Source organism: Savagea faecisuis, from assembly GCF_042675605.1.
Taxonomy (GTDB): domain Bacteria; phylum Bacillota; class Bacilli; order Bacillales_A; family Planococcaceae; genus Savagea; species Savagea faecisuis.
In genome coordinates, this window is record NZ_JBHTJF010000022.1 from 326,828 (window position 1) to 339,345 (window position 12,518).

General features: G+C 42.9%; 12 protein-coding genes. 11 read left to right on the plus strand and 1 reads right to left on the minus strand.

Going from position 1 to position 12,518, the window contains the following annotated elements; translation table 11 throughout:
• Positions 1 to 62 precede the first annotated feature (62 nt).
• From mutS to ACFQ0V_RS06390, 6 genes are read left to right on the plus strand one after another with little or no spacing between them, the layout of a single operon-like run.
• On the plus strand, positions 63 to 2,642 hold the full coding sequence (gene mutS, locus ACFQ0V_RS06365; protein WP_381011155.1) for a DNA mismatch repair protein MutS: 2,580 nt from the start codon (positions 63 to 65) through the stop codon (positions 2,640 to 2,642).
• Between the two features lie 10 nt (positions 2,643 to 2,652).
• A complete protein-coding gene (gene mutL, locus ACFQ0V_RS06370; protein ID WP_381011158.1) occupies positions 2,653 to 4,428 on the plus strand; it encodes a DNA mismatch repair endonuclease MutL in 1,776 nt (591 codons plus the stop codon).
• Positions 4,429 to 4,441: 13 nt separating this feature from the next.
• Complete coding sequence (locus ACFQ0V_RS06375) at positions 4,442 to 5,332, plus strand: alpha/beta hydrolase (protein ID WP_381011160.1); 891 nt, start codon at positions 4,442 to 4,444, stop codon at positions 5,330 to 5,332.
• Positions 5,325 to 6,242: a tRNA (adenosine(37)-N6)-dimethylallyltransferase MiaA gene (gene miaA / locus ACFQ0V_RS06380; protein WP_381011163.1), complete on the plus strand. Its 918-nt coding sequence runs from the start codon at positions 5,325 to 5,327 to the stop codon at positions 6,240 to 6,242. The genes ACFQ0V_RS06375 and miaA overlap by 8 nt, the downstream gene beginning before the upstream one ends.
• Before the next feature lie 44 nt (positions 6,243 to 6,286).
• Entirely contained in the window at positions 6,287 to 6,496 is a 210-nt protein-coding gene (gene hfq, locus ACFQ0V_RS06385) for an RNA chaperone Hfq (RefSeq protein WP_381011166.1), read from the plus strand.
• Positions 6,497 to 6,518: 22 nt separating this feature from the next.
• The gene (locus ACFQ0V_RS06390) at positions 6,519 to 7,784 is read left to right on the plus strand and encodes a methionine gamma-lyase family protein (RefSeq protein WP_381011169.1); all 1,266 of its coding nucleotides are present in this window, start codon (positions 6,519 to 6,521) and stop codon (positions 7,782 to 7,784) included.
• A 40-nt stretch (positions 7,785 to 7,824) separates the two neighbouring features.
• Here ACFQ0V_RS06390 and lexA read toward each other — a convergent pair whose 3' ends face one another.
• On the minus strand, positions 7,825 to 8,445 hold the full coding sequence (lexA, locus tag ACFQ0V_RS06395; RefSeq protein ID WP_381011172.1) for a transcriptional repressor LexA: 621 nt from the start codon (positions 8,443 to 8,445) through the stop codon (positions 7,825 to 7,827).
• 152 nt (positions 8,446 to 8,597) lie between these two features.
• Here lexA and ACFQ0V_RS06400 point away from each other — a divergent pair, with 152 nt between their 5' ends.
• The 5 genes from ACFQ0V_RS06400 (at position 8,598) to ACFQ0V_RS06420 (ending at position 12,516) form a co-directional block, all read left to right on the plus strand.
• Positions 8,598 to 8,819 (plus strand): hypothetical protein, encoded by a 222-nt coding sequence (locus ACFQ0V_RS06400; RefSeq protein ID WP_381011175.1) that lies wholly within the window; start codon positions 8,598 to 8,600, stop codon positions 8,817 to 8,819.
• Entirely contained in the window at positions 8,816 to 9,463 is a 648-nt protein-coding gene (locus ACFQ0V_RS06405; protein ID WP_381011178.1) for a YneB family resolvase-like protein, read from the plus strand. The genes ACFQ0V_RS06400 and ACFQ0V_RS06405 overlap by 4 nt, the downstream gene beginning before the upstream one ends.
• A gap of 66 nt (positions 9,464 to 9,529) precedes the next feature.
• A complete protein-coding gene (locus ACFQ0V_RS06410) occupies positions 9,530 to 9,760 on the plus strand; it encodes a DUF896 domain-containing protein (RefSeq protein ID WP_381011181.1) in 231 nt (76 codons plus the stop codon).
• 91 nt (positions 9,761 to 9,851) lie between these two features.
• The gene (gene tkt, locus ACFQ0V_RS06415; protein ID WP_381011184.1) at positions 9,852 to 11,852 is read left to right on the plus strand and encodes a transketolase; all 2,001 of its coding nucleotides are present in this window, start codon (positions 9,852 to 9,854) and stop codon (positions 11,850 to 11,852) included.
• A gap of 106 nt (positions 11,853 to 11,958) precedes the next feature.
• Positions 11,959 to 12,516 carry an RNA polymerase sigma factor gene (locus ACFQ0V_RS06420; protein WP_381011187.1) on the plus strand — a complete coding sequence of 186 codons (558 nt, stop codon included), beginning with the start codon at positions 11,959 to 11,961 and terminating at the stop codon, positions 12,514 to 12,516.
• Positions 12,517 to 12,518 lie beyond the last annotated feature (2 nt).

The window sequence follows — 12,518 nt, forward strand, 5'->3', positions numbered from 1 at the left end:
TTTGTCGGGATACAATAGTTTGCTATAATGGGGAGAGATTCAGTAGAGGAAGGATACGAGAGATGACGACATATACACCGATGATTCAACAATATTTACAAATTAAACAAGCACATAAAGAAGCGTTTCTCTTTTTTCGTTTAGGCGATTTTTATGAATTGTTTTTTGATGATGCGATCCGCGCTTCATCGATTCTTGAAATTACGTTAACGAGCCGAGAAGCAGCGAAAGGAAAAGAACGGATTCCGATGTGTGGCGTGCCGTATCATTCCGCGACAAACTATATTGAAACGCTCGTTCAAAAAGGATATAAAGTTGCGATTTGTGAACAGGTAGAAGACCCGAAAGAAGTGAAAGGGCTCGTCAAACGAGAAGTTGTAAAAATCGTCACACCTGGTACATTGACAGAAGGAAAAACGGTCGATGCGACGAGTCATCATTTTATTGGAGCGATTCATTTTGAAGCGACAGCGAGCTATCTCGCTTACGTAGACTTAGCGACAGGTATCGCAAAATGTGAGGTTATACAAGGTACGAAAGAAGATGTGCTTCACGTAGCCGATGCACTCCAAATAAGAGAGCTCGTTTTAGCAGAGCAGGATGACGCATTTGAAAAGTACGCGAAAGATCGTCATTTTCTCATCAGTTTTCCAACGATGGACGGGGAAGTGAAACCGTCGTTAGTCGAAGCGTTACCGAAAATGGCAGTTGATGCCGCTACACTCATTTGGCGTTATTTACAAGAGACGCAAAAGACGAGCTTAGATCATATTCAACCGTTTGAATGGGTAGAACGTGCGGAAACATTGACGATCGATGCGAACTCGATGCGCAACTTAGAACTCGTCCGGTCAATTCGCAACAATTCAAAAGAAGGCACATTATATGAATTGCTTGATGTGACGACGACCGCGATGGGAGCGCGCAAGCTTAAAATGTGGTTGCATGAGCCACTTGCAAATGAGCGTCTCATCAATGAACGACTTGATCGTGTCGATGCATTGATTGAAGCATACTTTACACGTGACGCGTTAAAAAAAGAATTAAAATCAGTGTATGATTTAGAACGTTTAGCGGGGCGCATTGCGATGGGGTCTGCTTCAGGGCGAGATTTAGCACAATTGCGCGATTCTTTACAACATGTTCCAGCCATTACACAACTATTGCGTGAAACGGAAGTTCCGGCACTCACGTCATTAGCGGAACAGTTAAATCCATGCATTCCACTCCGAACATTGCTAGAAGAAGCAATTGCCCAAACACCGCCGATTTCTGTGAAAGAAGAAGGCACGATTCGCGATGGTTATGATGAACAGCTCGATCGTTTGCGCGACGCTTCCCGCAACGGAAAAACGTGGTTGCAACAATTGGAGAGAGAAGAGCGAGAAAAAACAGGCATTAAAAACTTGAAAATCGGATACAACCGTATTTTCGGTTATTTTATCGAAGTGACACGTGCTAATGCTGCTTTAATGGACGAAGCGCGCTACGAGAGAAAACAAACGTTAGCGAATACAGAGCGTTTCATTACAGAAGAGTTAAAAGAAAAAGAGGCGCTCATTTTAAATGCAGAAGAACAAAGTTTAGAACTTGAATATACGCTCTTTACAAAAGTGAGAAGTGAAAGTCAAGCGCACATTCAAGAAGTGCAACAGCTAGCACATCATTTGAGTGAACTAGATGTGCTCGTCGCATTCGCTGACTTAGCGGAACGTTACCATTACGTTCGTCCAACGTTCCACGAAGGGCGAGCGCTTACGATTACAAACGGGCGTCATCCCGTTGTTGAACAAATGATGGACGCTCAACTGTACGTTCCGAATGATTGTGAATTGACTGAATCGAGCAATATGCTATTAATTACCGGACCGAACATGTCGGGGAAAAGTACGTATATGCGACAAGTAGCGTTGACGATTGTCATGGCACAAATCGGTAGCTATGTACCGTGCGACCGTGCACATTTGCCGATTACCGATCAAATTTTCACACGCATCGGCGCAGCGGACGATCTCGCTTCCGGTCAAAGTACATTTATGATGGAAATGATGGAATCTCAATATGCGATTACACATGCCTCGCCTCGCAGCTTATTACTGTTTGACGAAATTGGTCGTGGAACGTCCACGTATGACGGTATGAGTTTAGCGCAAGCAATGATGGAATACATTCACGATGAGATCGGCGCGAACACTTTATTTTCAACGCACTATCATGAATTGACCTCTTTAGAACAAAATTTATCTCAACTGCGAAACGTTCACGTACAAGCGACAGAACAAGATGGCGATGTCGTCTTTTTACACAAAGTAGCACCAGGCGCAGCAGATCGCAGTTACGGAATTCATGTGGCGAAACTTGCGAAATTACCTGAATCGATTTTAACCCGTGCTGGGGAATTGCTCACTCAATTTGAAAGTGACACGCAATCGCTTGAAGAAATATCGACAGAGCAACGAATAGAAAAAGTCATTCAAGAGCAGCCCGCACAATTATCCTTTTTTGAAGAAGTGGATAAAAAAGAACCTGTTATCGAAACGAAGCATCCAGTCGAAGAAGAAATTCAGCAACTAGATTTACTCAATATGACGCCACTTGAAGCGTTACAACAATTAGCCGAGTGGCAAAAGAAATGGAGATGACGCATCGCTTATGGGCAATATTGATATTATGGACGACCGTTTATCGAATAAAATTGCTGCTGGAGAAGTAGTAGAACGCCCTGCTTCCATCGTCAAAGAGCTCGTCGAAAATGCGCTCGATGCAGGAAGTAAGCATATTGAAGTGTACGTAGAAGATTCTGGATTACGTCTCATTCGCGTCGTCGATGACGGATCGGGAATGGACCGAGAAGACGCGACGAAAGCGTTCGAACGACATGCGACGAGTAAAGTGAAAAACGAATACGATTTATTTCGTATCGAAACGCTCGGCTTTCGTGGTGAAGCATTAGCGAGCATTGCCGCAGTGAGCAAAGTGCAAATGACGACATCGACAGGACAAGTCGGCACCTATGTGGAAATACATGGGGGTCAGTTTCAACAAGTAGACGGAGCACCTGCAAGAAAAGGGACAGATTTTCAAGTGTCTCAGCTCTTTTATAACACGCCTGCGCGACTTAAACATATGAAATCGTTACAGACGGAACTCGGACATTGCATCGATTTAGTAAATCGGCTCGCCTTTAGCCATCCAGAAGTGAGTTTCAAGTTAGTGAGCGACGGTAAACCGATCGTTGAAACGACAGGACGAAACGATCAATTGCGCAATATCGCCTCGATTTATGGCATTCAAATCGCTCAAAAAATGGTCGTTTTTGAAGCGGAAAATCAAGATTATCGAATAAAAGGCTATGTCAGTTTACCAGAAGTGACGCGCGCCAACCGGAATTATATGACTTTTTTAATTAATCGTCGCTGGGTGAAAAGCTATGCGATTCAACAAGCTGTATTAGATAGTATGCATACTTTTTTACCGATCGGTCGATTCCCGATCGTCGTATTGGAAATTACGACAGACCCTCAATTGACAGATGTGAACGTCCATCCGTCGAAACAACAAGTGCGGTTAGGGAAAGAAGCCTCTTTATTACAATTAATACGCGACACGATTCGTCACGCTGTGCAAGAACGTGTAACGATTCCGGTAGCGGTCCCACCGAAATCGAAGCATGTCGAATCGTATCAGCCGACCATTTGGGAAAAAGAAGCACCACCTATCGTCGAGCGTCTGACAGTGCCACCGCAAACGAATTGGCAAGAAGAAACACCTTTACCTGTCGTCGATTTTTATAGCGAGTCGGAAGAAGAAGTATTAACGATTCCGTCACAAGAGGAAGAAGCGACTTTTCCGAATTTAGAAGTGGTCGGTCAAGTACATGGGACGTATATTATTGCGCAAAATGAAGACGGGTTTTATATGATTGACCAACATGCCGCGCAAGAGCGGATTAAATATGAGTTTTTTAAAGAGCAACTCGGAAAAGCGACGGGCGAAGAACGTCATCAGTTGTTAATCCCGCTCATTTTCCATTATTCGAAAGCAGAGATGGAGAGAATTGAAGAACGCAAACCATTGCTTGAACAAGCCGGCATTTTTTTAGAACCATTTGGTCCATCTTCCTACACGGTGCGCGAATATCCGACATGGTTTCCAGAAGAAGAAGTGGAAGAAACGATCGAACAGCTCATTGAACAATTATTGACGCACCAAAAAATAGACATTACTGCTTTGCGTGAAGAAGCAGCGATTATGATGAGTTGCAAGCGCTCGATCAAAGCGAATCACTATTTAACGAAAGAGCATATGGAACAGCTACTGCATGATTTAAGTAAAGCAGAGCATCCGTACACTTGCCCGCACGGTCGACCGGTGCTCATCCATTTCACGACGACGGAAATTGAAAAAATGTTTAAACGAATTATGTGAGGAGGAGAAGGTCATGCAAGATTTGCAACTGCAAGTGAAACGTTCCTCCATGCCGTTACAAATGGCAGATGGGACAAATGTTTATACAGTTTGCTATGAGCCTTTAGGGGAGAGTAAAGGATACATTCAAGTGTTGCACGGAATGCTAGAACATACCGGACGTTATGACGAAATGATGAGTTATTTTGCATCGCTCGGTTACATCGTATTTGCACACGATCAACGCGCGCACGGGCATACAGCGAACGGGCAGCTTGGCGTCGTCGAACAATCAATGTATTACGAAGAAGATGCACAAGCGGTACGAGCCCATTACGTGAAAGACCTGTCAAAACGTTATATTTTATTTGGCCATAGTATGGGTTCGTTCATCGCGCGTCAACTCGTTTTAACGGATGCGACGATTCAAGAAGCGATTATAGCTTCAACAGGCTGTCCACCGAAGTTTGCAGTTCGCGCAGGAGAAACGCTAGCCAAATATCGCAATCAACAACAAGATAAACTTTTAAGCAAGTTAACATTTCTTGGTTTTAATCGAAAGTTTGAAGGAGTAACGGATGTGGATTGGTTATCGAGCGATGCGGAAGCGGTTGAACGTTACGTGGCAGACGAGATGACAGGAGCGATTGCGAATTCACGTTTTCATGAGCAATTGTTTGCACTCATTGTGCGCATGTACGACAATGAGCGCCATCTTCCTCAGCGAAAACGACTTCTCTTTTTAGGTGGAACGGAAGACCCTGTTGGAAAAGAAGGGCGTGACGTTCGTCGTCTTGCATCGAAGTATGCTAAACAAAATGAGGTGACATTGTATATGATGGAAAATGCGCGCCATGAACTATTTCATGAACGAGCGAAAGCTTCCGTCTATGCAGTGATGGAAAGTTGGTTACGACATGAATAAAGTTATTGCAATTCTCGGTCCGACAGCATCAGGAAAAACCGCACTCAGCGTAGCACTCGCTAAACATCTCGACGGTGAAGTGATCAATGGTGATTCGATGCAAATTTATAAAGAATTATCGATCGGCACCGCAAAGATTAAAGAGGAAGAAAAAGAAGGCATCCCGCACCATTTATTCGACTATTTAGAGCCGGAAGCGTCATTTTCAGTGAGTGACTATCAAAAGCTCGTCCGTCAAACGATCGATGACATTCAAGCGAGAGGAAAGCAAGCGATTATCGTTGGAGGGACGGGTCTTTACGTTCAAGCAGTTTTGTATGATTTTCAATTTACAGAACAAGCGACGGATGAAACGGTTCGTGAAGCGTACGAACAGCGAGCAACTGAAGAAGGTTTAGACGTACTGTATGCGGAACTTGTTGAAAAAGATCCCGAAAGTGCAAAGACGATTCATCCGAACAATAGCCGCCGCATCATTCGGGCGCTCGAAATTTATGATACGACAGGGCGAACGAAAGGAGAACATGAGCAAGAGAAGGGACAAGATGTCGTTTATCCTCATTTGCTCGTAGGCTTGCAGTGGGAACGAGCGCATTTATATGAGCGCATTAATACACGGGTTGAGCTCATGGTCGAAGAAGGGTTAGAAGCGGAAGTAGAAGCGCTTTATAAAAAAGGATTAAAAGATGCTCAATCGATGAGCGGCATCGGTTATAAAGAATGGATTCCTTACTTTGAAGGGAAGCGTACGAAAGAAGAAGTCGTATCACTTATTCAACGCAATACACGGCGCTATGCGAAACGTCAAATGACATACTTCAACAATAAAATGGACGTCCATTGGCTCGATGCTACATCTCCGATGGAGCAAAAAATAACAGAAATCATTAGACGTCTTCAGGAAGAATGAGGTAAAATGTCGTATAGTACGAAAAATCGATAGGAGGAGAGCAAATGACGACACAAAATATGCAAGATGTTTTTTTAAACAGCTTACGTAAAGAAGGCATTTTTGTCACAGTATTTTTAACGAACGGTTTTCAGTTAAAAGGGATTATTAAATCATATGATAACTACACAGTGTTGCTTGAAACAGATGGTAAACAGCAATTAATTTACAAGCATGCCATTTCTACATATGTCCCAGCAAAACCAGTATTGTAAATAGAGAAAAGGATGGTCAACGATGATGATTCAACCATTTGATGCGCGTTTGATGGAGCGCGTCGACGAAATGGAAAAACAAATTGAACCGTATACGAAAGAAATGGAGCGCATCGCTTTTCATAACCAACGTAAAGTGCTTGCCGCTTTCAGTAAGAACAAAGTGAGCGACTTCCATTTGAGCGGCTCAACAGGATACGGATATGATGATAACGGACGAGATACACTGGAACAAATTTATGCGGATACGTTCGGAGCAGAAAGTTGTATCGTCCGTAACCAAATTATTTCAGGGACACATGCGATTGCGATTAGCTTATTCGGCGTATTACGTCCGGGCGATGATTTATTGTACATTACAGGAGAGCCGTACGATACGCTCGCTTCCATTGTAGATGGTGGCGAAGAAGATACAGGTTCTTTGAAAGATTACAATATCGGATACCGTCATGTTGAATTGACAGAAGACGATAATGTCGATTTCGACGCAGTACGCGCAAGCATTACAGACAAGACGAAAGTGATCGGCATTCAACGTTCAAAAGGATATTCAGATCGTCGTTCATTCACGATTGCAGAAATTGATGAAATGATTCAAGAAGTGCGTAAAATGAAAGAAGATGTCATTATTTTTGTCGACAACTGTTACGGAGAATTTGTAGAAGAATTCGAACCGACACAAGTAGGCGCGGACTTAATGGCGGGTTCTTTAATTAAAAACCCAGGTGGCGGACTTGTGCGAACAGGTGGATACGTTGCAGGACGGGAAGATCTCGTAAATCGCTGTGCATACCGTATGACTTCTCCTGGTCTCGGTCGTGAAGCGGGCGCTTCTTTAGATACATTGTTAGAAATGTATCAAGGCTTTTTCTTAGCTCCTCATATCGTCAGCCAAGCGGTAAAGGGCGCTATTTTCACAGCGGCTTTACTCGAATCATTCGGCATGAGCACGACGCCTTCGTACAAAGCGAAGCGCACAGATTTAATTCAATCGGTCAACTTCCAAACACCGGAGCAAATGATCGGATTTTGTCAAATGATTCAACAAAACTCGCCAGTTGATGCGCATTACGCACCAGAACCATCGTACATGCCGGGCTATGCGGATGATGTGATCATGGCAGCAGGAACATTCATTCAAGGGTCAAGTATTGAATTGACAGCAGACGGTCCAATTCGTCCACCGTATACAGCGTATGTTCAAGGCGGTTTAACGTATGAGCACGTCAAAGCGGCTGTTCTTTCCTCTGTCGAACAACTAATTGAAAAACAAATGATTCAACTATAAATAAAAAATCCTTTACGCAAAATTTGCGTAAAGGATTTTTTTAATGGAATGTGCGGAACACACCGACAACTTTACCTAAAATTGAAACGTTCGGCAAAATGATCGGATCCATTGAACTGTTTTCAGGTTGTAAACGGAAATGGTTATTTTCTTTAAAGAAACGCTTCACGGTCGCTTCATCTTCATCTGTCATCGCAACGACAATCTCTCCATTTTCAGCTGTCATCTGTTGCTTCACGATGACATAGTCCCCATTTAAAATACCTGCTTCAATCATACTTTCACCTTGAATTTCAAGCATGAATAATTGCGAATCCTTCGTTCCGAACGTATCCGGAATCGGGAAGTATTCTTCGATATTTTCAATCGCATCGATCGGTGCACCAGCTGTCACTTTGCCAATGAGTGGTACGTGAATGACTGGAGATTTCAGCTCTTCGATTCCATGTGGATCGAGCACTTCAATCGCGCGTGGTTTTGTAGGGTCACGGCGGATAAATCCGCGCTTTTCTAAACGGTCGAGATGTCCATGAACAGTTGAGCTAGAAGCGAGTCCAACCGCTTCGCCGATCTCTCGGACAGAAGGTGGATAGCCTTTCTCTCTTACTTCACTTTTAATGAAATCTAAAATGCTTTGTTGACGTGCAGTAATTTTTTTCATGGAATTCCTCCCTTACTATTTTATAAAGCGATTATAACATGTGTTCGTATGCAAGGCAAACAATAGTTCGTAAAATCTGTTGACAAATACGAACGCACTTTCTATAATGAGAACATACATTTGCGAACAAACATTCTTTCGGAGGGATTTCAATGAAATATATTCAACAATACAGTTATTTTTTTATGTTAAGCATCGTGTTATCATGTATAACAATGATCGGTTTGTATATAGATAGCCAAGCGACGAGCGAGCAAAGAGGAGAACAATTGGAAAACCCAATGCCTTCTATCGTGCAGCAAGAACAAATTTTATTGAATCAAGAAATTGCCTATTATAAAAAAGAAGAGCGAAAGGACGGAAATCGAAAGTGAAAAAAGCGGTTATTTATTGTCGAGTGAGCACAGAGAAAGAACAACAACAAACGTCATTACAGCGCCAAAGAGAAGAACTGCTTGAGCTTGCAAAATCGATGGATTATAAAACAATCGCCGTATTCGAAGACGAAGCGAGCGGTTATGACGTCGAACGTGACGGTTTAATGGATTTATTGGAATGTTTAAAAGAAGAGCGAGTCGATGCCTTATTTATTCAAGATGAGACACGCATCGGGCGGGGACATGCGAGAATTGCGATTTTGCATTTGCTAGAGAAGACGAACACGACGCTCATTACAAACAGCGATCAAGGTCCTTTCGTACTATCGGATATGGAGGCGATGGTGCTTGAGATTTTAGCGGTCGTGGAAGAATATCAGCGTAAAATTCACAATGCGAAAATTAAACGTGGAATGAAGCGAGCAATCGAACAAGGATATCGACCGGAACTGAATTTGAAAAATCGCGGAAACCCAGAAGGGCGTGCACGTTTAACAATTCCGATTGAAGAGATCGTCTCTTTGCGCAATAAAGGGATGACATTTGATGAAATTACGACCGTCTTAAATGGGCTAGGATATGAAGCGAGTAAAGCGACGATTCATCGCCGTTACAAAGAGTACGAAAAAGAGCAAGCGTAAGTAGTTGCACTTTTCTCCAATATTGTATAACGTCTACATAGTGAAAAATATTGGAGGAATGAAGACATGTTATCACCAGATAAATTACAACGAATTAACGAATTAGCTAAAAAAGCGAAAACGACAGGATTATCAATCGAAGAGGCAAAAGAACAGACGTCTCTTCGCAAACAATATTTAGAGACATTCCGCAACACGATGCGCGACACGATTGAACATGTGAAAATTATCGATCCGGAAGGAAACGATGTCACTCCTGAAAAAGTGAAGGAAAAACGTCACAATAATTTGAATTAACGGGATAGACATTGTATTTCGACGTCGAATTGACTAAACTAATACATGATAGTTCTAATAATGTTCATATGTGAAAGGATGTACAAAACTGATGACAAAAGAAAAAGATCAATTAGCGATTAATGCGATCCGTACATTATCGATTGATGCGATTGAAAAGGCGAACTCTGGTCACCCAGGACTTCCGATGGGAGCTGCTCCGATGGCTTATACGCTATGGGCGAAACAGATGAATCATAACCCGGATAATCCGAATTGGTTCAACCGTGACCGTTTCGTTTTATCAGCAGGCCACGGTTCGATGTTACTTTATAGCTTATTGCATTTATCAGGATATGATTTACCGATGGAAGAAATTAAAAACTTCCGCCAATGGGGTTCAGCAACACCAGGACACCCTGAATTCGGAGATACAATTGGCGTTGAAGCGACGACAGGACCGCTCGGACAAGGTGTCGGAATGGCTGTCGGAATGGCGATGGCAGAACGTCATTTAGCAGCGACTTACAATCGTGATAACTTTAATGTAGTCGATCACTACACGTACGCATTATGTGGAGATGGTGACTTAATGGAAGGAGTCGCAGCAGAAGCGATTTCATTAGCAGGTCACTTGCAATTAAATAAATTGATCGTTCTTTATGATAGTAATGATATTTCATTAGATGGCGAACTCGACATGTCATTCACTGAAAATATTCAAAAGCGTTTCGAATCATACGGCTGGAATTACATCCGCGTTGAAGACGGAAACGATGTGGACGCATTAAATGCAGCGATCGCTCAAGCGAAAGCAAATGATGGCGGTCCAACAATGATTGAAATTAAAACAGTCATCGGTTACGGTTCACCGAATAAATCAGGAAAATCAGCAGCGCATGGTGCACCACTCGGTTCAGACGAGATGGCACTTACGAAAGAAGCGTACGCTTGGGAGCACGAACCATTCCATGTACCTGAAGAAGTGTATGAAACATTTAAAGAAGCGACGACAACGCTCGGTCGCGAAGTAGAAGCTGAATGGAATAAAATGTTTGAAGCGTATGAACAAGCGCACCCACAATTAGCAAAACAATTAGGCGATGCAATCGACCGCAAATTGACAGTCGATGTGAAGGAAGCGATGCCGACCTACGAAGAAGGTGAATCGATTGCAACACGTTCTGCTTCACATAAAGCGATCAATGCGATTGCAAAAGCAGTCCCTTCATTGTTTGGTGGAAGTGCTGACCTCGCAAGTTCAAACAAAACGATGATGGAAGGCGAAGGAGACTTCTTACCTTCACAACAGTATGCAGGCCGTAACATTTGGTTCGGTGTTCGTGAATTCGCAATGGGTACAGCATTGAACGGAATGGCGTTACACGGTGGACTTGAAGTGTACGGAGCAACATTCTTCGTATTCAGTGACTACGTACGTCCAGCTGTTCGTTTATCAGCATTGATGGGCTTACCTGTCACTTACGTCTTCACACATGATAGTATCGCAGTAGGAGAAGATGGTCCGACACACGAGCCAATCGAACATTTAGCAAGCTTCCGTGCAATGCCAAACTTATCGGTCATGCGCCCAGCAGATGCGAACGAAACATCAGCAGCTTGGTACTACGCGGTAACATCTGAATCAACACCGACAGCACTCGTTCTCTCACGTCAAGATTTACCTGTTTTACCGACGACGAAAGAGCGCGCATTTGAAGGTGTCGGTAAAGGAGCATACGTCGTTTCAGAAGCGAATGGCGACTTAGATGCGATTTTAATTGCTGCAGGTTCTGAAGTGAGCCTAGCGGTAGAAGCGCAAAAAGCACTTGAAAAAGAAAATATTATCGTTTCTGTCGTTTCGATGCCTTCTTGGGATCGTTTCGATGCACAAGATGCGGCATATAAAGAACAAGTATTGCCGAAAGCAGTGACGAAACGTCTTGCAATCGAAATGGGTTCTTCATTAGGTTGGCATAAATATACAGGTACAGATGGCGATGTACTTGGAATCGATACGTTCGGCGCAAGTGCACCTGGCGATGTCGTAATGGCAGAATACGGATTTACAGTAGACAATGTTGTCGCACGTGTGAAAACATTGCTCGCTTAATAATAGGGTAAAGAAATCGATGAAGTGAAGACTTCATCGATTTTTTTCTGTTTTTGAAACTTTATTTAAATTTTTTACGAATGTATGAATAGAAAGGAGATGCATCATGACGGAATGGACAAATCGAGTAGAACAGCGCCACATTCGCCGCGTACAAAAAAAGCAAGATCGAGATGCCGCGGAACAGATCATTCGACACTATTACGATGAAATGTATCGTTATTTTTATAAACAGACGTTAAATGAAACACTAGCTTTTGATTTGACACAAGAATTGATGATTCGCATGTTGAAAAGTTTGCCTACGTATGATGCTAAACAATCTTCTTTTCGTACGTGGCTCTATCGTATCGCGTCTCGCCATTTAATCGACTATTATCGTTCGAAAGCCTACCAGCATATGAAACGTACAGACTATGTGGAGGATTGGACGATGTATGAGGCAGTAGAAGAATTAATAGGTCCTGAAGTAGAAGAACGTTACGAAGAAGTGATGGAAGCGATTCAACAATTGTCGCCTGACTTGCAAATGATCGTTCGCTTAAAATGGTTCGGAGCGTACACCTTAAAAGAAATTGCGGAGCAAGAACATTGGCCTCTTTCTACTGTAAAAACAAAATATTATCGTGCGCTTCAAATGGTGCGCTCAACATGGGAGGAATAAAA

What these genes read in the sequence shown, in the direction of transcription:
- ACFQ0V_RS06420 (WP_381011187.1), top strand. Translation starts at nt 11,959, where the DNA reads ATGACGGAATGGACAAATCGAGTAGAACAGCGCCACATTCGCCGCGTA.
- ACFQ0V_RS06400 (WP_381011175.1), top strand. Translation starts at nt 8,598, where the DNA reads ATGAAATATATTCAACAATACAGTTATTTTTTTATGTTAAGCATCGTG.
- tkt (WP_381011184.1), top strand. Translation starts at nt 9,852, where the DNA reads ATGACAAAAGAAAAAGATCAATTAGCGATTAATGCGATCCGTACATTA.
- hfq (WP_381011166.1), top strand. Translation starts at nt 6,287, where the DNA reads ATGACGACACAAAATATGCAAGATGTTTTTTTAAACAGCTTACGTAAA.
- ACFQ0V_RS06390 (WP_381011169.1), top strand. Translation starts at nt 6,519, where the DNA reads ATGATGATTCAACCATTTGATGCGCGTTTGATGGAGCGCGTCGACGAA.
- ACFQ0V_RS06410 (WP_381011181.1), top strand. Translation starts at nt 9,530, where the DNA reads ATGTTATCACCAGATAAATTACAACGAATTAACGAATTAGCTAAAAAA.
- miaA (WP_381011163.1), top strand. Translation starts at nt 5,325, where the DNA reads ATGAATAAAGTTATTGCAATTCTCGGTCCGACAGCATCAGGAAAAACC.
- mutS (WP_381011155.1), top strand. Translation starts at nt 63, where the DNA reads ATGACGACATATACACCGATGATTCAACAATATTTACAAATTAAACAA.
- mutL (WP_381011158.1), top strand. Translation starts at nt 2,653, where the DNA reads ATGGGCAATATTGATATTATGGACGACCGTTTATCGAATAAAATTGCT.
- lexA (WP_381011172.1), bottom strand. Translation starts at nt 8,445, where the DNA reads ATGAAAAAAATTACTGCACGTCAACAAAGCATTTTAGATTTCATTAAA.
- ACFQ0V_RS06375 (WP_381011160.1), top strand. Translation starts at nt 4,442, where the DNA reads ATGCAAGATTTGCAACTGCAAGTGAAACGTTCCTCCATGCCGTTACAA.